21 protein-coding genes and 1 riboswitch are annotated in these 19,351 nt (G+C 46.5%); of the genes, 5 read left to right on the forward strand and 16 right to left on the reverse strand.

Annotated features, from left to right (window positions below; translation table 11 throughout):
• Positions 1-238 precede the first annotated feature (238 nt).
• Positions 239-1,534, reverse strand: a complete 1,296-nt coding sequence (locus SIN01_RS06555; RefSeq protein WP_010024311.1) for an aspartate aminotransferase family protein — start codon at positions 1,532-1,534, stop codon at positions 239-241.
• A 178-nt stretch (positions 1,535-1,712) separates the two neighbouring features.
• Between SIN01_RS06555 and SIN01_RS06560 the strand changes: the two genes are divergently transcribed.
• Positions 1,713-2,597 (forward strand): LysR family transcriptional regulator, encoded by an 885-nt coding sequence (locus SIN01_RS06560; protein WP_010025930.1) that lies wholly within the window; start codon positions 1,713-1,715, stop codon positions 2,595-2,597.
• A 10-nt stretch (positions 2,598-2,607) separates the two neighbouring features.
• On the opposite strand, the gene SIN01_RS06565 is transcribed toward SIN01_RS06560, so the two are convergent.
• Genes SIN01_RS06565 through SIN01_RS06585 form a run of 5 tightly spaced genes read right to left on the reverse strand, consistent with a single transcriptional unit; the run spans position 2,608 to position 7,551 of the window.
• The gene (locus tag SIN01_RS06565) at positions 2,608-3,333 is read right to left on the reverse strand and encodes an amino acid ABC transporter ATP-binding protein (protein ID WP_010025931.1); all 726 of its coding nucleotides are present in this window, start codon (positions 3,331-3,333) and stop codon (positions 2,608-2,610) included.
• A complete protein-coding gene (locus SIN01_RS06570; protein WP_010025932.1) occupies positions 3,320-3,997 on the reverse strand; it encodes an amino acid ABC transporter permease in 678 nt (225 codons plus the stop codon). The genes SIN01_RS06565 and SIN01_RS06570 overlap by 14 nt, the downstream gene beginning before the upstream one ends.
• 33 nt (positions 3,998-4,030) lie before the next feature.
• Positions 4,031-4,807, reverse strand: a complete 777-nt coding sequence (locus tag SIN01_RS06575) for a transporter substrate-binding domain-containing protein (protein WP_010025933.1) — start codon at positions 4,805-4,807, stop codon at positions 4,031-4,033.
• 55 nt (positions 4,808-4,862) lie between these two features.
• Positions 4,863-6,530 (reverse strand): M20/M25/M40 family metallo-hydrolase, encoded by a 1,668-nt coding sequence (locus SIN01_RS06580; protein ID WP_010025934.1) that lies wholly within the window; start codon positions 6,528-6,530, stop codon positions 4,863-4,865.
• A 28-nt stretch (positions 6,531-6,558) separates the two neighbouring features.
• Positions 6,559-7,551 carry a dimethylarginine dimethylaminohydrolase family protein gene (locus SIN01_RS06585; protein ID WP_010025935.1) on the reverse strand — a complete coding sequence of 331 codons (993 nt, stop codon included), beginning with the start codon at positions 7,549-7,551 and terminating at the stop codon, positions 6,559-6,561.
• 334 nt (positions 7,552-7,885) lie between these two features.
• A riboswitch (purine riboswitch) is annotated at positions 7,886-7,986 on the forward strand.
• Between the two features lie 41 nt (positions 7,987-8,027).
• On the opposite strand from SIN01_RS06585, the gene SIN01_RS06590 reads away from it, so the two are divergent.
• The 3 genes from SIN01_RS06590 (at position 8,028) to SIN01_RS06600 (ending at position 10,538) form a co-directional block, all read left to right on the forward strand.
• Complete coding sequence (locus SIN01_RS06590) at positions 8,028-9,374, forward strand: 5'-deoxyadenosine deaminase (protein ID WP_010025936.1); 1,347 nt, start codon at positions 8,028-8,030, stop codon at positions 9,372-9,374.
• Between the two features lie 137 nt (positions 9,375-9,511).
• Positions 9,512-10,135 carry a superoxide dismutase gene (locus SIN01_RS06595; protein ID WP_010025939.1) on the forward strand — a complete coding sequence of 208 codons (624 nt, stop codon included), beginning with the start codon at positions 9,512-9,514 and terminating at the stop codon, positions 10,133-10,135.
• A 151-nt stretch (positions 10,136-10,286) separates the two neighbouring features.
• Positions 10,287-10,538: a YuzB family protein gene (locus tag SIN01_RS06600; protein WP_010025940.1), complete on the forward strand. Its 252-nt coding sequence runs from the start codon at positions 10,287-10,289 to the stop codon at positions 10,536-10,538.
• 17 nt (positions 10,539-10,555) lie between these two features.
• Here the strand turns inward: SIN01_RS06600 and SIN01_RS06605 are convergent, their stop codons facing one another.
• From SIN01_RS06605 to SIN01_RS06620, 5 genes are all read right to left on the reverse strand, one after another.
• Entirely contained in the window at positions 10,556-11,605 is a 1,050-nt protein-coding gene (locus tag SIN01_RS06605; protein WP_029548243.1) for a lactonase family protein, read from the reverse strand.
• Between the two features lie 48 nt (positions 11,606-11,653).
• A complete protein-coding gene (locus SIN01_RS06610; RefSeq protein WP_047034790.1) occupies positions 11,654-12,499 on the reverse strand; it encodes a hypothetical protein in 846 nt (281 codons plus the stop codon).
• 3 nt (positions 12,500-12,502) lie between these two features.
• A complete protein-coding gene (nfsA, locus tag SIN01_RS06615; protein ID WP_010025944.1) occupies positions 12,503-13,246 on the reverse strand; it encodes an oxygen-insensitive NADPH nitroreductase in 744 nt (247 codons plus the stop codon).
• Between the two features lie 54 nt (positions 13,247-13,300).
• Complete coding sequence (locus tag SIN01_RS15005) at positions 13,301-13,510, reverse strand: hypothetical protein (RefSeq protein WP_047034791.1); 210 nt, start codon at positions 13,508-13,510, stop codon at positions 13,301-13,303.
• Between the two features lie 476 nt (positions 13,511-13,986).
• Positions 13,987-14,916 (reverse strand): manganese-dependent inorganic pyrophosphatase, encoded by a 930-nt coding sequence (locus SIN01_RS06620; protein ID WP_010027114.1) that lies wholly within the window; start codon positions 14,914-14,916, stop codon positions 13,987-13,989.
• A 291-nt stretch (positions 14,917-15,207) separates the two neighbouring features.
• On the opposite strand from SIN01_RS06620, the gene SIN01_RS06625 reads away from it, so the two are divergent.
• Positions 15,208-16,335 carry a glycerol dehydrogenase gene (locus tag SIN01_RS06625; protein WP_010027113.1) on the forward strand — a complete coding sequence of 376 codons (1,128 nt, stop codon included), beginning with the start codon at positions 15,208-15,210 and terminating at the stop codon, positions 16,333-16,335.
• A 92-nt stretch (positions 16,336-16,427) separates the two neighbouring features.
• Here the strand turns inward: SIN01_RS06625 and psiE are convergent, their stop codons facing one another.
• The 5 genes from psiE to SIN01_RS06650 form a co-directional block, all read right to left on the reverse strand.
• Positions 16,428-16,832: a phosphate-starvation-inducible protein PsiE gene (gene psiE / locus SIN01_RS06630; RefSeq protein WP_010027111.1), complete on the reverse strand. Its 405-nt coding sequence runs from the start codon at positions 16,830-16,832 to the stop codon at positions 16,428-16,430.
• A gap of 24 nt (positions 16,833-16,856) precedes the next feature.
• Positions 16,857-17,324, reverse strand: a complete 468-nt coding sequence (locus SIN01_RS06635) for a hypothetical protein (RefSeq protein WP_010027110.1) — start codon at positions 17,322-17,324, stop codon at positions 16,857-16,859.
• The gene (locus SIN01_RS06640; protein WP_029548326.1) at positions 17,321-17,542 is read right to left on the reverse strand and encodes a helix-turn-helix transcriptional regulator; all 222 of its coding nucleotides are present in this window, start codon (positions 17,540-17,542) and stop codon (positions 17,321-17,323) included. The genes SIN01_RS06635 and SIN01_RS06640 overlap by 4 nt, the downstream gene beginning before the upstream one ends.
• A gap of 126 nt (positions 17,543-17,668) precedes the next feature.
• Positions 17,669-18,331 carry a methionine ABC transporter permease gene (locus SIN01_RS06645; protein ID WP_010027108.1) on the reverse strand — a complete coding sequence of 221 codons (663 nt, stop codon included), beginning with the start codon at positions 18,329-18,331 and terminating at the stop codon, positions 17,669-17,671.
• Positions 18,331-19,344 (reverse strand): methionine ABC transporter ATP-binding protein, encoded by a 1,014-nt coding sequence (locus tag SIN01_RS06650; RefSeq protein WP_010027107.1) that lies wholly within the window; start codon positions 19,342-19,344, stop codon positions 18,331-18,333. Before SIN01_RS06650 ends, SIN01_RS06645 begins: the two co-directional genes overlap by 1 nt.
• Positions 19,345-19,351 lie beyond the last annotated feature (7 nt).

Consider the following 19,351-nt stretch of genomic DNA (forward strand, 5'->3'; position numbering starts at 1 on the left):
CGGTTACTCGCTTGCACGCATGGCAAGGCGCGATCCCGCAGGCGCCCGGGCACCTCTGCTTTGATTCCCGGCCAAGACACTGGTCTATTGGCTTGAGGATGGGACAAAATCATAGATCCTGAAAAGAAAAAATCGATGGTCACAAGCCGATTAAACGTCGGATTGTGACCATCGAGAAAAGTGAGCAATGTTCAATTTGAGGATCAGTGATGATCGAATGCTTTTGCATGAGTCAGAATCAATGCTTCTGCGCCGCTTCATCAAGCGACGCTTCAACGCTTGCTTTGAAAATGTCAAAGGCGTCGTCGATTTGCTCCTTGGTAACAATAAGCGGTGGAATAAAACGAATCACATTGTGGTCCACGCCGCAGGAAAGTAAAATCAAACCTTTTTCTAGAGCCTTGGCACGAATTGCTGTGACCAGATCGCCATTCGGTTTACCGTTACAGTCGACAAATTCAACTCCGATCATCAGACCAAGTCCTCTAACTTCCAGCACCTCGTCACGTTCGGAAGCCAGCTGCTGCAATTTTTCTTTGAAGTATGCACCGACTTCATTGGCATGATCGACTAAGCCGCCTTCGAGCAATTCAAAGACGGCTACCCCTGCCGCACAGGCAACCGGGTTGCCGCCGAACGTTCCGCCGTGCGTGCCGGCCGGCCATTTGTCCATCAAGTCGCGCCGCGCTACCAGTGCGCTGAGCGGGAAACCGTTGGCAATCGCTTTGGCAAGTGACATGATATCCGGTTTCACATCAAAATTTTCGTAAGCAAAGATTTTGCCCGTTCTGCCAAATCCGGTCTGAACCTCATCAAAGATAAGCAGGATACCGTGTTCATCGCAAATTTTGCGAATCGCTTGCAGGAAGGCCTTTGGTGGAACGATATAGCCGCCTTCGCCTTGAATCGGCTCCAGAATCATGCAGGCCACTTGTTCCGGTTCAATCAGATCATGGAAAATTTCATCAAGCGTATTTAAGCAGCGTGCGACCTCCTGTTCCTCGGTGAGACCGGAACGCGTTGCATACGGATAGTCGGCATAATACACACTTGGGAGCAACCCCTCATAATTGCGGCGATACTTCGCATTCGAAGCAGTCAAAGTCGTCGTCGCAAGCGTTCGGCCATGAAAACTATGCTTAAATGTAATAATCCCCGGCCGATGGGTCACTTGTTTCGCCAGTTTGATTGCTGCCTCATTTGCCTCCGCGCCGCTGTTTGAAAAATAGATTTTGTAATCATGGCCAACATGATCAAGAATTTTTTCTGCTAGTTTAATATAAGAAGGATAGTAGACAACATTATGCCCACCATGAACCAGCTGATCCATCTGCTGCTTTGCTTTTTGCAGCACGTAGGGATGGTTGTGGCCGCAGTTTACAACGGCGACGCCGCTGGCAAAATCAATATACTTTTTGCCGTTTTCATCCCAGACATAAGCGCCCTCTCCCTTGACAATGCCGAGCTGTGTTGCCCGCAAGGCAATTGGCGGAAACAAATCCAATGATTTTTCATACATACTCTTATCCGGCATAATCTCCATACCTCTTTTGCTAGAAATTCGAAGCAATCATCCAAGGCTAAAGCGACAAACTATTATATACTGTTATTAAACAAGCGTTTATTTACTATACTGTTATTAAACAAGCGTTTATTTACTTTTTTTATGTCATGATTCGCGATAAATCGCGACGCTACGGAGGCGGAAATCAATGGAACTCAGGCAATTGAGAACGTTTCAAACAGCAGCAAAACTGCTCAATTTTACGCAAGCTGCCAAACTGCTTAACTTTTCACAGCCAACGGTTACCGCGCAAATTCGCTCCTTGGAAGAAGAAATCGGCCACTCGCTTTTCTTTCGAATCGGCAAACAGACGTTTCTCACCGGACACGGCGAGATCATGAAACACTATGTGGATCAGATCTTTCCAATCCTTGATCAGATGACGACCGAGCTTCAAGCTCAGAGCCGGACAGCAAGCAAATTAACCCTTGCTGCATCGGAAACCTTTTGCACGCATTACTTTCCGCCGATCATTCGCCAATTTCTTGCTGACGATCCGGACATCGGAATCAAATTGGTCTCCTGCACCAGCGATAAAGTGATCGACGGCATCAACGCCAATCATTTTGATCTCGGCATCATTTCCGGATCGTATCACAAATCCGGCGTGACGAATATCGTCCTCTCAGAAAAAGAGGATCTCGTTCTGATCGTATCCGACACGCTTTATCAGCACAACACTACTCAGGAGTTGCTGGAGAAGTACCCGTTCATCAAATATGAGATCGTCGGCCCCTTTGAAGAACAAATGAACAGCTATATCGATGAAAACGACATCCATCTGCGAAAAATGATCGAATGCAGCAGTCTGGAAGCGGTAAAAAGCGCGGTGACCCATGCGATTGGTGTCGGACTGATCAGCCGCAATCTTGTTAAAAAAGAACTGGCAGAACGCCAGTTACATGAGATCCATTTAAACTCAAAACCCATTGTCATCCAAACTTCGCTGATCATCGCCACGCACAAGCTCCGTGATCCGAAAACGATGCATTTGATTCGTCTCATTGAGCAGAAGTGGAATATGATTCACTGATCGTTAAGAATTACAGAATCTTTTCTAGAAAATCTTTTGCCCGATCCGTTTTCGGGTTACTGAAAAAGGCTGCCGGAGTATTAGATTCCAGAATTCTGCCGTCGTCCATGAACACGACTTTATTGGCAACTTGTTTGGCAAAGCCCATTTCGTGCGTCACGATCACCATGGTCATTCCGGACTCAGCAAGCGACTGAATAACATCCAATACTTCTTTGACCATTTCCGGATCAAGTGCGGAAGTCGGTTCGTCAAACAACATGTATTCAGGTTCCATCGCTAGTGCACGGGCAATTGCAACACGCTGCTTCTGACCGCCTGAGAGTTTGTTTGGGTATTGATTCTTCTTATCAAGCAGCCCGACTTTTTCAAGCAGCGCTTCCGCTCGCTTGACAGCCTCGTCCTTAGACAGCTTTTTCACTTTCATTGGTGCATAAATCAAATTATCGAGTACGGTTTTATGCGGAAAAAGATGGAAGTGCTGAAAAACCATGCCGACCTTTTCCCTAACCTTGGTGACCTGTTTCTGTTTAAGGGAAACAAGGTCCTGATCATCGATCAAAACGTTCCCCTTCGTCGGTTGTTCAAGCAAGTTGATACAACGTAAAAATGTAGACTTTCCTGACCCGGACGGTCCAATGATGACAACGACTTCGCCCTTATTAATGTCTAATGTGACATCTTTCAGTACCTTAGTGCTGCCGAAATCTTTAAATACATGTTCAGCTTTGATCACTGCGGCTCAGTCTCCTTTCAATGCGTCCGCCAACCGCGGTCAAGATCAGGACAACAATATAATACATGATGAACGCGACGAACATCGGCGGAAAGTACATATAGTATTCCGCAGATACGATCTGAGAACGCCGCATCATATCAGTGACTGCAATCGTCGATACAATTGCAGAATCCTTGGTTAACGTAATAAATTCATTCATCATTGCCGGCAAAATATTCTTGATTGCTTGGGGCAGAATGATATCCCTCATCATCGGCCAGTAGCCGACGCCAAGTGCACTTGCTGCTTCAAACTGTCCTTTATCGACCGCATTAATCCCCGATCGGATAATTTCAGACATATACGCCCCTGAGTTCAAGCCAAAGGTAACGATTGCACAAGTAGTCGGATTGACGTCGTTCAAGCCAATCAATTGCGGTATCGCAAAATAAGCGAGTGCAAGCTGCATAATCAGTGGTGTCCCTCGAAAAATCGAGGTGTATGCTCTGGCAATTCCGCTTAATAGTTTTATTTTTCCGATCTTGCATAAGGAAAGCAGTATGCCTAATACAAAACCGATGATCGCCGCACCTAATGCAATCCCCAAAGTTACCCAAATACCATTTATAATATAGGGAATTGAAGGAGCAATTGTCTTAAAACCGGTAATCACATGTTCCATTGCCCCATGATCCTTTCACTTCAAAATAGAATTTTATTGATTGACAATCCATTTCTTAACGAGTTCATCTTTCTTGCCGTTCTTTTCCATTTCCTTAAAAACCTTATTAAATTTAGCCGTTAATTTGCTGTCTTTCGGGAAGGCGGCACTAATCGGATCATACTGAGTCTTTCCATCAACCACTGCTTTAAACTGTTCCAGGTTCTTATCTTTGCTTGTGTACCCGTAAGCAACCGTATCGACAGTGATGATCGCATCAAGTTTTTTCGTGCGCATAGCCTCAACCATTTCATTCAGCTTGTCCCAGCTTTGAATCTTCATCGGAATCGTTTTATTCACTTTTTTAGCCAATGTTTCCTGAGTTGTTCCGAGTTGCACGCCGACCTTCTTACCTTTTAGATCGTTCATTGTTTTAATGTTTGTGCCTGCGCGTGTGAGGACAACTTGGTACGATTGGTAATAGGTCTTCGAAAAGTCAACTTGCTGGCGCCGTTTCGGTGTATCCACCATACCGGCCATAACGAAGTCTACCTTTTTGCTGTTCAACGCGGCAATCAAACCGTTAAAATCTTGGTTTTGCACTTCCAATTTGTAGCCCAGTTTATCGGCAACATACTTTGCCAAGTCGAGGTCAAAGCCAACAATCTTATTTCCATTTTTCGTATCCACATTTTCAAATGGCGGATAATCGGCACTCGTCCCCATAACAATCGTTTTCTTCTTGCTTGAATCGCTGCTTCCTGAGCTGCTGCATGCCGACAGAACAACCAGCAGCAGGGCCATCATAATAAAACCAACTTTTTTTACCATTAACTTTCGCCCCTTATCATTATATCTTGATTCCTATTTAGGAATTGAAACACCATTAACCATCCGGGTGATCCGCGAAAATGCGTTCGGTCATCGAGCGGATCAGTTTCGGCAGAACGCCGTAAGAATAAGGTTTGTATAAACGCTCCATCCAAGTATGCGCCTTTTTGCCATAGACGCCCATGTCCAGAACTGGAATGTTCAACTTGCGGATCCGATCCAGCGGTACGCTGTAGGTTTTGCCCCAACCGGGGAAATTGTGAACAATTGCTTCCGTTTCTTCGCTCGTCTCGCTCATGGATAGATAACTGCTGTCGGCAAGATACGGAAAAAAGCGTTTCTTCGCAAAGTGTTCGCCTGTTTCTTGTTCCGCGTGACGAAGCACATCGTCAAGGATTTGATCGCAGCGTTTTTCTTCAGGTACGTTATCGCGCAGGTAATTATGCGGACAATAAGGCGGTGCAAAGAAAACAATCACTTTCGGACGCTTATCGCCGGCGCTTGCCTCAAGGGCTTCAATGACCTTGCAGCTGACTTGACGAAAGTCTTCATTAGGGTTGCCCTGAATGACCTGATCCATGATTTTCTCAACAGGAACGCCTTTCTGATTCAGTTCTTCGACGAATTCCTCATAGCTGAGCACATCAACGTCCCAATGCGGTGCTTGCCCTTGAAGTCCGCAGTTGGCTGAGAATACGCTATACTGCTGCTTAAGAAACGCGGCTAAATCAGCGCAGGCATCGGCAGCAACATGCTTTAACTGTTCCATCACTGCATTCGGTGTACGCTCATAGAGAAAATAGTTGAAGTACATAAAGGTCGTACCTGCGGTTTGCACATTATAAAATGCCTTTTTGTCGCGCTGAAAGAGACACGATGGCGGCAGAATCACTTCATTTGCAATTTGTTCCGCACCATCCATGTTGTTATTGAGCGCTTCATTAATTTTACTGGCAATCAGCGTCGGATCGATGCCGGAAAGTGTTTCGCCGACATGCGTTTCTCTGCCGCGAATATAAAAACATCCGAGCAGTTTTCCCGCTGACCCTGTATAAATGTATCGCTGCGTATCGCCTTTATAGAGCGGACTGACGAAGTCCCCATTAATTGCTAATTTATAGTGAAGATTCTTTTCATCCCGTAAGCGGATCAATTCAGATACAGCTTCCATGACCCCTTCATGATCATTTTCTTCAACCGGATTAAACATGACAAGCAAGTTTCCCTTTAGCTGCTCACGATGCTGCGCATAGTAGAGCAGGTTGCCGAGATGGACGGCATCGCCGCTTTTCATATCCAGCATGCCGCGCCCAAACAGCCAGTCTCCAGATGCCGCATCCTTTTGCACATCGGGATCTTTCGTGTATTTCGAGAAATAGTGTTGAAGATAATCAGGATCCAGCGCATGCGCTTCGATCGAATTAAAGTCGTCGGTACCTACCGTATCCATATGACCATGATATATGATGGTCTGCTTATTTTCAAACATACTTTCGAGAAGAGCAAAAACATTTTTTCTGCCAAGCGTATCGCCTTCCAGTTTCTGAGTCCAAACCTGATCAGGATGTTCTTTGAAATAAGGAAACGAACGGAGAATCGCCTCTAACTCATCGGCCATCGTTACTTCGCCATCTGTGCCGTTTACGCTCTTAATACCGACCAAATCTCTTGCAAATTGCTCAATTTGCTGCTCAATTGGCAGATCTTTGACTTTTTCGTACATAATTCTTTTCTCCCTTCCGATGGATCATTTAGTCAACAGGATCACGCTGCAGGACGAGCGAGGAGCAATGGATGCCGCCGCCCATTTTATTCAACTCATCGACCGGGATTGCAATGACCGTAACACCCGCTTTCTCGAGTGCTTCAATCGTCCGCACGCCAAGAGATGTGAACAAGACTTTCCCCGGTTCTAGGCAAAGCAAATTCGTGGTCATCGGCGGATCAAACGGGTCCGTATAGATGAGCTTAACACCGCGCTGCTGCAGTTCCTGAAGAAACCAGTGCGGCAAATTGGTTGGGTCAACCAGCGCTTTGTCCTTGTCGACCATATTGAACACTTCATCAAGATGAATCATACTTGACGGCAGATCAACGACGATCAGTTCCATGCCCTGCCAGGACAGAATGGCGCGCAATTGATCGATGCCGGACTGATTCACACGGATCGATCGGCCGACAATTGCCGTTTTGCGGTCAAATACCATAAAGCTCCCGCCCTCAACAAATCCTTGTCCTTGAATGGATGCCAATACCGGCATGCCGATCTGAGCCGCTGTTTTGAGGGTGCGCCGCGTTTCGCCATACCTGAATTTCAAAGCAAAGCGGGCCAAAATCAAACCGCCCGGAATGACCATCCCCACATCACGGGCAAACAAATTATTGGTCAGCAATTCATCGTCTTCGATAAGCGGAATCACATCAACACCTTCATTTTTCAACACTCCAGTCATCCGGTCATGCTGTTCCTGCATTTTCGCCAGATCAAGCGGATCTTCGCTTAAGCAATAGCTGAGAATATTCCCCTTGTCATCGCGAAGAATCCGTGCCCCTGCCTCCGGCTCGAAGCGCGCTTTATTCAATTCATGAATTTCATTGCCCGGGCGGTGGACAAAAACCTTACGCACCTTCCCATATGCATTGGGATTGCCCCAATCGCAGTTCCAGTATTTTTCAAGCAAAGACGCTTCTTCAAAGGAACGCTTCACCATATTTTCATCAAGAAATTTATGCAAGGTGGTCATGCCAAGTCCTCCTATCCGATTTAAAATCATACTGTTCATGGTATAAAACCTAACACAATTTAGGCTATACTCCGATTATAGTATAAAATTCAGAATCATGTTATTTGCAAATCGCTATGTCATGTATTTGATAAACCTATCGTTTCGAAAAAGTGTGACAAATCCGCATTCCATATACGAATCACTGATGCGCCGTAAGCGTCATTGCATCTGCACACTGGCCCTTATCCTTGTTTTTTAAATTGTCAGATTTCCCTTCCGCAAGATATTGTTTGTCAGAAATCATGACATAATATTTGACGATCTCTCCCCATTCAATTATGATTAAGTACGTAAACTTCATCCTTTCTGTTTTCGTATATCCTTAATAATACGGTTTAGGGGTTTCTACCTGGGAACCGTAAATTCCCGGCTACGAAAAATATGCGTGCATATTTTTCGTAGCCTTTTTTTTATTCATTATTTTACGATTGGAGATGATTAAGCTGAACCGGACGATTATTAAAAATGCTCAGCTCATAACCATGAATCAGGAAGAAGCAATCCTTCACGGGGACTTAGTCATTGAGGGAAGCCGTATCCAATCGGTCGGTGCCGCGGTTGCGCCTAAACCCGACGATTACGTCATTGATGGAACAGGACGTACGGTAATTCCCGGATTTATTCAAACCCACATTCATCTCTGCCAAACGCTATTTCGCGGCAAAGCGGACGACCTAGAACTCATGGATTGGCTCAGGGAACGCATCTGGCCGCTTGAAGCAGCACACGACAAAGAATCGATCTATCTGTCGGCAATGCTTGGAATCGGCGAATTGATCGCCGGAGGATCGACCACCATTGTGGATATGGAAACCGTTCACTACACCAATGAGGCCTTCCAAGCGATTGCAAAAAGCGGCATACGCGCTTTGTCAGGAAAAGTGATGATGGATAAAGGAGCGGATGTGCCAAGCGGACTTCAAGAAAAGACCGAGGATTCGGTCCGTGAAAGTGTCGATCTCCTTGAAAAGTGGAACGGGCATGATCACGGACGAATCCGGTACGCATTTGCGCCGCGCTTTGTCATTTCCTGCAGCGAATCTCTGCTGACTCAAGTCCGTGATCTCGCCGAACACTATAAAGTATTCGTTCACACCCATGCCTCCGAAAATCGAGGCGAAATCGCGATCGTCGAAAAAGATACAGGTATGCGCAACATTGTGTATCTCGACCATATTGGGCTCGCCGGCAAAAGGCTGATTCTCGCACACTGCATTTGGCTGAGCGACGAAGAAAGAGAAATTATTCGCAAACGCGGCATTCATGTCAGTCACTGCCCCGGATCCAACCTGAAACTTGCTTCCGGGATCGCCCATGTACCGCAAATGGCCGAGATGGGCATTAATCTTGGTCTTGGTGCCGATGGCGCGCCGTGCAACAACAATTTGGATATGTTTCAGGAAATGCGGCTGGCTGCCTTAATTCATAAACCGGCCAATGGTCCGACTTCGATGAACGCGCATCATATCTTCCGAATGGCAACCATCGATGGGGCGAAAGCAGTTGGCATGGACCAGGAAATCGGCAGCCTTGAGGCAGGTAAGAAAGCCGATCTTGCTATCTTGAATCTGAATACCTTTCACAGCAGACCGATGTTTGGCACCGACCCAATCTCTCGTATCGTCTACTCAGCAAAGAGCTCCGATGTAGAAACGACACTTATTGATGGACGGATTGTGATGGAGAATCGGCAGATGAAGACGATCGATCAAGCATTCGTGTTAAAAGAAGCCGAGACAGCGATCGAACGTCTCGTAAAACGCGCCGGCATCCGTATCTGAGCAAACCACGGTTCGCATTACGCCACCGGCAGTGTATAAAAGTACAGACCTCAAGCCAAACTAGTTGCTTAGAATGCCAAGAACTGATTTACTAAAATTGGGGTTGGCATACGATTTGGTAACTAAGGAGGATCTCAATGAGTCAATTTGAACTGCCCGCACTCGAATTTGCTCCTGATGCCCTTGAGCCTTACATTGACAAAGAAACGATGCTCATCCATCACGATAAGCACCATCAAACCTACGTGTCGAACTTGAATGCAGCGCTTGAGAAACATCCGGAATTTAAGGATCATTCACTGACGGATCTCATTGCCCACTTGGAAAAAGTACCGGAAGACATTCGAACAGCTATCCGAAATAATGGCGGCGGTCACTACAACCATTGTTTTTTTTGGAAAGTGCTTATACCCGGTGGATCCAAGCAGCCGACCGGAGCGCTGGCTGAAGCGATTGAGCACCAACTCGGTGGTTATGAGAAGTTCAAAGAAGCTTTTACCGCAGCGGCAACCGGTCAATTCGGCTCCGGCTGGGCCTGGCTGACCGTCACGAAGCAAAACGTTCTGAAAGTAACCAACACCCCAAATCAGGACAGTCCGTTTATGGATGGCTATACCCCGCTTGTTGGCCTTGACGTTTGGGAACATGCCTATTACCTGAAGTATCAGAACAGACGTCCGGAATACGTGAAAAACTTTTTCAATGTGATCAACTGGGATTTCGCGGCCGATGTCTATGAAAAAACATTAAATGCAAAATAACACAGGTAGAAAAAAAATCCCGAAGCAGCCGCTTCGGGATTTTAAATACTGCACTTGTCTTGATTTTTGCCGCCCTTCATTACTACACTAGAAAAGGGCTGTTCCAAAACGGCACCACAATACGCACCAATGTCCAGTAGGAGGTTCACCCATGAATGAAGGTCTTGGTCTGGTTACCATTGAAGTATGCGATTACGGTTCACTGACCGTCCAGCACTTAGAAAAAATAGCCCGTCACCCGGAAGTCGCGGTGATGAACTATGATTGTCTTAATGTATGCGGCATGTGCAGTCTGAAACCGTTCGCAATTGTGAACGGACGCCGCGTCTTCGCCAATACGATTGACGCCTGTCTTGAAAAAATTGAACACCGTGTTAACGAGGAACTTAAGGCACTGCAATAAGTCATCTGCATTGCTTCTTATCTGCCGCCGAAGAATTTGACGCAGACCGCATCGGGCACATACAGTTTTGCATTTAGATCGGTCAATGTTCCGTTCACCGGATCACGTTCAAATAAGACGACATCTCCTGAATTTTGATTGGCAGCAATAAGAAAACAACCGCTAGGATCAATCTCAATGTCCCGTGGCCAATCCCCTAAGGTATCGGTATGCTCGATCAGTGCGAGCCTACCGCTTCCTTCATCCACTTGAAAAGTCGCAATACTGTTGTGCCCGCGGTTCGATACATAGACAAAACGTCCATCGGCACTGATTTTGATTGCCGCTCCCTGACTGTGCCCGTTAAAATCGGCAGGAAGTGCGTTCACCGTTTGAATGGCGGTGAACGTACCGCTTTGCAAATCAAAATGAAGCGCAATCACTTCATTGCTTAATTCAGTCATCACATAGGCATAAGGTGCCTTAGGATGAAAAATCAAGTGGCGCGGACCCGTCCCTGGTTTGAATACGAGCGTGCTGTTTTCTTGCCATTCACGCTCCATCACGCGGTATGTAATTAGGGTATCTGTCCCTAAATCAACGGTAACCGCAAAACGCCCATCCGGTGTAAAGTCGGCAAAATGGACATGCGGACCTTCCTGCCGCTCACGATGCGCGCTTGAACCCTCATGCTGCACGCCTGCTTGATGGCGAAGACCAAGCGCCGAATCCGGCACATAGCTGCTTGCCGTTCCCTCATGATAGTTCCCGTCCAAGATACGCCCGCCTTCTTGATTAACGCTGACATAGCACGGAGAAGAGCCTTCGCGCACACTCTCTCCCAGCAGCTGCAACGCGCCGGCTTCATCAATCGCATAGGCTGCGACACCGCCCCGCGCTCCATCTTTGACAACCGAGTACAGTTTTGCATTCTTCTTGTCGATTGCGACGTAGGTGGGGTTGTCGAGCTTCGCTGCACAGCGCAGATCGGTCAGCACCTTCCGTTCTGTGTCCAGAATAAAAGAATAAATCCCTTCACTTTTTCCTTTGGTATACGTTCCAATGTAGCCTCGTTCGTTCACAGCCATCCTCCTTATCTCAACAAATCATTCGCCATTTAGTGCAAGAAATCCTGCTTAATGCCCCACATACCGCTTCACTTGAAAAAGCAGATAACTGATCAGCAGCACAAGCAGCGAGAAAAAAAGCGACAGGCTTAACATCACCATGAATAAAAAATTAAATCGTCCGATCCAGTACATGATTTGGGTATGAAGCGCCGGATCAAGCAGCATGCTCAATCCATTGGCGACAAGCAGCAAACAAAACAAAGCGCCGGCACCGCTGCCGGCACCGCGGATATCTTCCGTACTAAGCGACATGCGTGAAGCGATGCAAAGCGCAACGTAAATAAACAACCAATAGCTCGGCTGACTGAAATTCGCGGCTGAAAAAAGATTACGGAAGTTTTCGGCAATCGCTTGCCCGAGGCTCACCCATGTCGGCAAATCAAAAAAAGAAAACAGACGAAACATGTGCGACTGTTCAAGCTGAAAAAGAGAACCGTTAGGCACCAGCCACGCTGCAGTGCAGGCAATCAGCAAACTGCCACCGATCAGAGGGGCGACGCCGATAAAAAAATTGCCAATACGCTGATAGAGACTCGACGGACGATAAGCATGGCGTACATAACCCATTGTTCCATCCGCATCAACAGCCTGCAACAGTTTGACCTCAGTCACCCGGTGATGGAACATCAGACCTATTAACACATGACTGAGCTCATGAACCGGCGTTCCCAGCCAGGCTGTCCAATAAATACTTTTCAAACCAAATGCATGGATCATCCGACGGTTTGCCTGTCGCTCCAAGTAACCAAGAAGAAGTCCGCCAATCACCAACCCGCCGATTAAAGAAATAAACTGAATGAATGAAAAAGCAACAATTTTAAACGCCGCACGCAGCCATTCAGGATCATTCATTCCTTAGCGCCTGCCAAGATGCTGCTTTTCCAGAAAAGGCTTCAATGCGAGACGCGGCGGCGTGCTCAGGCCGTTTGCAATCTGCTCGGTCCACGTTTCCTCCCGACGTCCGCCGGTGCGTGAATGATAATAGTCTGCAACCTGCTGATCATAACGTTCAAGCGCTGCATCGTCCAATTGAGCAGCATAAGTGTTGCGATGATAAATGTTTTTCAGGGGAAGGCGCGGTTTCTTTTCCGGCTCTTGATCCGGGTAGCCCACAGCAAGGCCGAACAGCGGAAACGTATAGTCCGGAAGCTTGAGCAATGCCGCTGTGCGCTCAATGTCACGTTGAATACTGCCGATATAGCAGATTCCAAGTCCCATCGATTCGGCAGCAACAGCCATGTTCTGAGCTGCAAAAGCCGCGTCGCCAAGCGCAACAGTAAGCCGTTGTGTTGTATCCAATACTCGGGTATCGATGCCGCTGCGCTCACCGATTTTTTTGTTGCGGTACTGATCAGCGACAAAGACAAAGAAGCCGCCGTTCGCTTCAACATAAGGCTGATCGCCGCTAATGCTGCGCAGCTCCTTTTTTAGTGATGGATCATCAATTCCGATAATCGAAAAAGATTGGGTATAGCTTGATGTTGATGCCGCTTGTGCACATTTCACTAGCAATTCGATCTGGTCCTCAGACAACTTCTGATCGGTAAACTTGCGGATCGAGCGATGATTCAATAATGTTCTGATGACTGGATTATCCATGAAAATAAATTCTCCTTTGCATGAAAATCTTCTTTACCAATTATACGTGATTCATCATCCGCTCGCACAATCGCGGCTCAACAAGCGTTTGTGGGGTCTTGCTGGCTTGTGATCAACAGAGCCGATTGATAAAATGACGCTTATCGTCGTACCAGTAAGGCCGGGCAAAATACGCCCGGTCGTTACTCTCCAGTCATGTGTGATGGACTCGTGTCTTTTCGGTGCTGAATCGCCGCTCCAGCTGCTCACTTGCCGCGGGCGCACCGCGAGCCTCCTCGGATACGCAATTGATCTGCGTGGTCTCCTTTGGCCTGCACTCCCGTAGGCATCCCGCATCTTAATGAGGGGTTCTTGGACATTCTTGAATGAATTAAAAAAACAATCTCGATCCATCCCACTTCTTTTTCATTAAGCATTCTGGTCCTTAATGAAGTAACGAGTGAAATAAGCGGAGATTTTTCGGTTAAATGCAGAGTAGAGCTCAATTCAGGGTCACATAAGGGGAAATTTTCCGATTATGCAAAGCAAAATTCTTCATTTTCACGTTTTTCAAGTTGATAAGCGGAAGCTCTCCATTTATTTAAGCTGTTTTTTATCTTATTTTCGAATTAAGAGGAATTTTTCCCCCTATTTACTTCTGCAGGACGCGGTGTCCCGCGCCTCTCAAACGGGTCATGGATGTTTCTTTTCTTGCAAAAAAACAGAGGGATCGCTCCCCCTGTTTTTAAGGTTTGTGCATCTTAATCTGCTAATGATTCGGTCAATACTGGAACAATTTGTTTCTTACGCGAAACTACACCTTTTAGGGTTGCAACATGGTTGTCCAGTGTAACTTTGAATGCTGATTCAGCTGCTGCCGCTGCTTTTCCAAGAATCAGCGCTTGGGAATCGCTGGTCAAAATGTTCGTTACAGCCAGAACGAACAGATCCAGATTCTTCGCTTCGATTTCTTTACTGATCGCAGACTCAAGTTCCGCCTGACGGGACAGCGCATCGTCGGTATCAACAACATTCACTTGAGCAATTTCTACAGCATACTTACCCATTTCGAATGGTTTCATATCAAGCGTAATCAATTCTTCTGCTGACTTATCGGCAATGTTTGTCCCCGCTTTAAGCATGTCCAAACCGTACGTTTGCACATCGACTCCGGAAATGGCTTCCAGTTCTTTCGCTGCTTTCACATCTTCATCGGTGCAGGTCGGCGATTTGAACAGCAGCGTATCGGAAATGATTGAGGACAGCATCAGTCCGGCAATCGTTTTAGAAAGCGTGGCGCCTGCTTCCTTGTACAGTTTATTAATGATCGTTGCAGTGCATCCAACCGGTTCTGCGCGATAGAACAACGGCGCTTTCGTTTCGAAATTAGCAATTCTGTGGTGATCGACAACGGAGAGTACCTCGACATCTTCAATATCGTCTGCACTTTGGGCACGTTCGTTATGATCGACCAGATAAACAGCAGGCACTTCATTCGCCACGGTCTTTATAAGGCGCGGAACCGCAACCCCAAAATGATTTACAACGTATTCTGTCTCACCGTTCAAATCGCCAAGGCGAACGGCTTCGACATCTTCGCCAAGCTGCTTTTTCAAATCAGCAAACGCGATTGCTGAGCAAATCGCATCGGTATCCGGACTCTTATGACCGAAAACAAGCACTTTTCCCATTTTTTCTACCCCTTAGTTACGTGTATTGGCTACTCACAGATCGTCCGTGCATAGTCTCTCAACAAAACCATACATGAACGACTTAAGAATTTCAATACTGAAAAATGCATATGTCCTCATGAAAGATCATCAATTTTATTTTTGTCAATAGATTATTTACTACAGGTTTACCTTTTTCTTGGTGAATTCATAAATGTTCACATTTTATTCATAAATATAAGCGTTTTCACTAGCTATTTCGGTCTAAAGTTTTATAATTATTTTTGTAATTCAAATAAGGAGTGATTGATTATGGTAGATACCCCACTACTGAGCAAGGGTAAAAAACTCGCTAGGTCTGTGACTTCTCCTAAAAAGTTTATCGTTGGGAAAGGAATTCTTGCGGATATTAGCAGCTATATCCGCCCTTTCGGCGACAATGCATACTTCATTTGCGATGAATTCATCGTTGATCGTGCGGCCAATGTCGGCGGCGCGTCCTTTCGCGCATCCGGTTTAACCGCGTCTTTTGAGAAGTTCAATTACGAATGTACGCAAACTGAGATTGACCGCAATCGAAAACTGGCTCGTTCAGCAGGGGCCAATGTTATTGTCGGTATTGGTGGTGGAAAAACGCTGGATACTGCAAAGGCAGCTGCCTATTATGAAAAACTTCCCGTTGTGCTCTATCCGACGATTGCCTCAACGGACGCACCATGTACCTCAATCGCTGTTATTTATAATGATCAAGGGGCCTTTGACCACTATTTGTTCCTGCCTGGCAATCCGGACATGGTCATTGCCGATACGGAGATTCTGGCTGCGGCACCAAAGCGTTTCTTTGTGGCTGGAATCGGCGATGGCTTAACCACCTATTTTGAGGCACGCGCCTGCTACCGCGGCTACGGCTTGAACTTAGTCAACCTTCGTCCCTCGCTTATTGGTGTCGGGCTTGCCAAACAATGCTACGAAACCATCCAGCAAAACGCAGTTGCCGCGGTTCACGCTGTTGAAAACAAACTGTCAACACAAGCCGTCGAAGCAGTGATCGAAGCAACCATTTACCTGAGCGGTGTCGGTGCTGAATCCGGTGGTCTAGCCGCAGCCCACGCCATTCATAACGGGATGACCGCCGTACCGGCACTTCATCGCGTGCAACACGGTGAGAAAGTCGCGTTCGGTTTGCTTGCCCAGCTTGTTCTCGAAAACGCGCCGCATGATGAATTAGTCGACGTGATTCGACTCATGAAAGCCGTGGGACTTCCGCTCACACTCGAAGATCTGGGTGTTAAGGCGTTTAAGCAAGAAGAATGGCGAAACGTTGCCGAACGTTCATGCGCTGAAAACGATACAATGGTCAATATGCCCTTCCACGTCACTCCTGATGATGTATTCAATGCCCTCGTCACCGCAGACGCGATTGCGAAAGTTTACAAATAATTTTGTAAGCGTTTACCACGCACTTTATATTAGCTTCTCTGTTAAAAAAGCCGTCTCATCAGCAAAGCAAGTGCTGATGGGACGGCTTTTTTTCATTCTCGTTTCAACAGCTTGGTATTGGCAATGTACAGTGCTGCAACAAGAACGAGAATAGCGATGGAATACAGCAATACCGAATGCGGGTCATCATGGCTAACGATAATTAGTCGTACAATCGCAGTCACGCCGATATAGACAAAGTAACGAAGCGGAAAATGGTAATGCGCTTGAAAGTATTTGATAATCAGCGCAATAAATTCGAAGTAAAGAAAGAAGACAAGTATGCCTTCAAGCAAATGGTAATAGGAAGCATTTTCGTTCAAGAATAGATAGGTGAAAAACGAATACGTCTCTTTGATCAGTGCAACACTGAGCACAACCGCTAAAGCAATTAAGACCAGATTCAAAATCCATTGAAGTCCAGTAGTAATCAGCCAATCCAGCTTATATCGCTTCATCGCTTCGCCTCCATTCCCATAGGCTCACAAGTAGATCTTTCGGATAGTTAAATAGTACACAATGACTTGAACCAGAGGAAGCAACAAAGCAACAAGAATGGGATAGACCGGAAGCACATGAATCACTAGCGGATAGAAACATAACAATCCTGCACAAATCGGCGCCCCCACCCATAGCGCGATAAAGGAAGCATGCGATGCAGAAGCGGTAATCGAGCGCTCCCTTTCATCCTTGGCCGGGGTAATCAGTGGATAGATCCAGAACGGCAAACGCTTTTTCCTCCGATTCCATAAATGATCAATCGCTTCAACGATTCCTAAAAGGAGTATGGGGACAAACCAAGCAAGGTGCAGGGTAACGCTGTAGGCACTCCTGTTTTCATTGATCAGTAAGGCGAGCCCGCGCGTCAGTTCGACCAGCGGAATCATAGCCATGCCAAAAGCGCAAAGTGTACTTAAAGACATTGCAAACGAAAACCAAAGCCGCTTCATTGTTCAGCCACTCCTTTTTCTAATTGAAAAACCTTCTCCGCCGGCAAATGAAGCGCCTCGCAAATTTGCAGGCCGAGCAAGAGAGACGGAACATAGTTGCCTCTCTCTATCGCAGCGATCGTCTGCCGCGTGACACCGACCTGCGCGCCCAATTGTTCTTGCGTCAAACCGTAACGTGCACGAAGTTCTTTAACCCGATTTTGAAGTTGAACAGTCAATTTTACCGCTCCAGATCGTTTATGAAACGTAATGTTAAATACACTTAACATTTTAAACAAAGAAAAAAGCAGCGTCAAGCCTCGTGTTTTTACGCGAAGCTTGCACTGCTTGTCTTTCATGGATTATTAATTTTTCTTCAATCGACGGGCAATCAGGTTGCCGACCGATTGAACGATTTGAACAATAATGATCAAAATAATAATGACCGCGTACATCACATCCGGCTGGAACCGCACATAACCAAATTGATAAGCCAAGTCGCCTAGTCCTCCGGCACCGACAAATCCAGCCATAGCGGTTTCACCAATCAAACCAATGATCGCAATCGTCAGGCCAAGAATAATCGACGAACGTGCTTCGCGAATGATGACGTGCCAAATAATTTTCGGGGTTGAAATCCCCATCGATTGATACGCTTCGATGACGCCTTTGCTCACTTCGAGCATTGCCGTTTCAAGCAAACGGGCAATATAAGGTGCGCAAGCAACGACCAGCGGAACAATTACCCCTTTCACACCAATCGTTGTTCCAACTACCGATTTTGTGAACGGAAGCAGGAAGAACAGCAAGATAATAAATGGGATCGAACGGATCACGTTGATCAAGGAATTCACAATCGTAAAGGCTATAGGATTGTCCCACTGCCCGTTTCTACGTGTTAAGACCAGCAGAACTCCTAACGGAAGACCAATAAGGATGGAAAACGCAAGCGAAATCAAGGTCATTTGCGTTGTCTGAATAAAGGCATCCCAAATGGAGCCGCCCCATTCATTTAAAAAACCAGCCATCACGCATTCACCTCTTCCACAAGAACATCCTGTTCATGTAAAAATTTCACGGCAGTCTCAACCTTGCTTTGATCTCCTTTGATATGGACAAGCAGATTACCAACCGATTGATCTTTCAGCTGATCAATCCCTCCGGCAATGATGCTCGGCAGCACGTCAAATTGTTTGGCCAATGTAGCAAGCACCGGATCTTTGGAGGATTCGCCAAGAAAGGTTAATTTGACTAACTTTCCGGTTTTTAGCAGTTCGCCTCTAAGCTGCGCGGGGATCGCAAACTTGGCTTCATTACTGATAAACCGCTTCGTCATTGCCTGCTGCGGGCGTGTGAACACATCAACAACCGACCCTTGTTCAACGACCTTGCCGTTTTCCATGACTGCGACACGGTCACAAATACGCTGAATGACATTCAATTCGTGTGTGATCAAAAAGATTGTAATCCCCAACTCTTTATTGACCCGAAGCAGCAGTTCCAAAATGGCATCCGTTGTGTTCGGATCGAGCGCGCTGGTTGCTTCATCACTCAGCAAAATTTCAGGTTCATGAGCGAGCGCCCGAGCGATTGCCACGCGCTGTTTCTGCCCACCGGACAATTGGCTTGGAAAGGCATTGCGGCGATCCGTCAACCCGACAATATCCAGGTACTTCTCTGCGCGCTGCTTGATTTCATCTTTTGGCACGCCTTCCAGACGCAGCGGTGTTGCGATATTTTCATAAACCGTTGCCGTCTCCAGCAAATTATAGCCTTGAAAAATCATGCCAATTTTCCGTCTCAGCTTCCGCAAATCTTTTTTATTCAAAGTCAGCACATTGCGGTCTTCAACGAACACCTTGCCGTTGGTCGGACGTTCAAGCAGATTAATGCATCGAATCAGTGTACTTTTTCCCGCACCGCTGAAACCAATGACTCCGAAAATTTCACCTTTATTCACCTCAAGGGATACATCCTTCAAGGCTTCTATTTTATTTTTACCGACACGAAAAGTCTTCGAAATATGCTCTAGCTTAATCAAAAAGGTT

The organism is Sporolactobacillus inulinus (assembly GCF_006539285.1).
In the GTDB taxonomy this organism is placed as follows: Bacteria; Bacillota; Bacilli; order Bacillales; family Sporolactobacillaceae; genus Sporolactobacillus; species Sporolactobacillus inulinus.

Coding starts and splice junctions, on each gene's coding strand:
- SIN01_RS06605 (WP_029548243.1), bottom strand. CDS start 11,605: ATGGCTGTGAACGAACGAGGCTACATTGGAACGTATACCAAAGGAAAA.
- SIN01_RS06620 (WP_010027114.1), bottom strand. CDS start 14,916: ATGGGAAAAGTGCTTGTTTTCGGTCATAAGAGTCCGGATACCGATGCG.
- SIN01_RS06585 (WP_010025935.1), bottom strand. CDS start 7,551: ATGACCACCTTGCATAAATTTCTTGATGAAAATATGGTGAAGCGTTCC.
- SIN01_RS06575 (WP_010025933.1), bottom strand. CDS start 4,807: ATGGTAAAAAAAGTTGGTTTTATTATGATGGCCCTGCTGCTGGTTGTT.
- SIN01_RS06560 (WP_010025930.1), top strand. CDS start 1,713: ATGGAACTCAGGCAATTGAGAACGTTTCAAACAGCAGCAAAACTGCTC.
- SIN01_RS06645 (WP_010027108.1), bottom strand. CDS start 18,331: ATGGCTGGTTTTTTAAATGAATGGGGCGGCTCCATTTGGGATGCCTTT.
- SIN01_RS06610 (WP_047034790.1), bottom strand. CDS start 12,499: ATGAATGATCCTGAATGGCTGCGTGCGGCGTTTAAAATTGTTGCTTTT.
- SIN01_RS06600 (WP_010025940.1), top strand. CDS start 10,287: ATGAATGAAGGTCTTGGTCTGGTTACCATTGAAGTATGCGATTACGGT.
- SIN01_RS06570 (WP_010025932.1), bottom strand. CDS start 3,997: ATGGAACATGTGATTACCGGTTTTAAGACAATTGCTCCTTCAATTCCC.
- nfsA (WP_010025944.1), bottom strand. CDS start 13,246: ATGGATAATCCAGTCATCAGAACATTATTGAATCATCGCTCGATCCGC.
- SIN01_RS06625 (WP_010027113.1), top strand. CDS start 15,208: ATGGTAGATACCCCACTACTGAGCAAGGGTAAAAAACTCGCTAGGTCT.
- psiE (WP_010027111.1), bottom strand. CDS start 16,832: ATGAAGCGATATAAGCTGGATTGGCTGATTACTACTGGACTTCAATGG.
- SIN01_RS06595 (WP_010025939.1), top strand. CDS start 9,512: ATGAGTCAATTTGAACTGCCCGCACTCGAATTTGCTCCTGATGCCCTT.
- SIN01_RS06580 (WP_010025934.1), bottom strand. CDS start 6,530: ATGTACGAAAAAGTCAAAGATCTGCCAATTGAGCAGCAAATTGAGCAA.
- SIN01_RS06590 (WP_010025936.1), top strand. CDS start 8,028: ATGATTAAGCTGAACCGGACGATTATTAAAAATGCTCAGCTCATAACC.
- SIN01_RS06555 (WP_010024311.1), bottom strand. CDS start 1,534: ATGCCGGATAAGAGTATGTATGAAAAATCATTGGATTTGTTTCCGCCA.
- SIN01_RS06635 (WP_010027110.1), bottom strand. CDS start 17,324: ATGAAGCGGCTTTGGTTTTCGTTTGCAATGTCTTTAAGTACACTTTGC.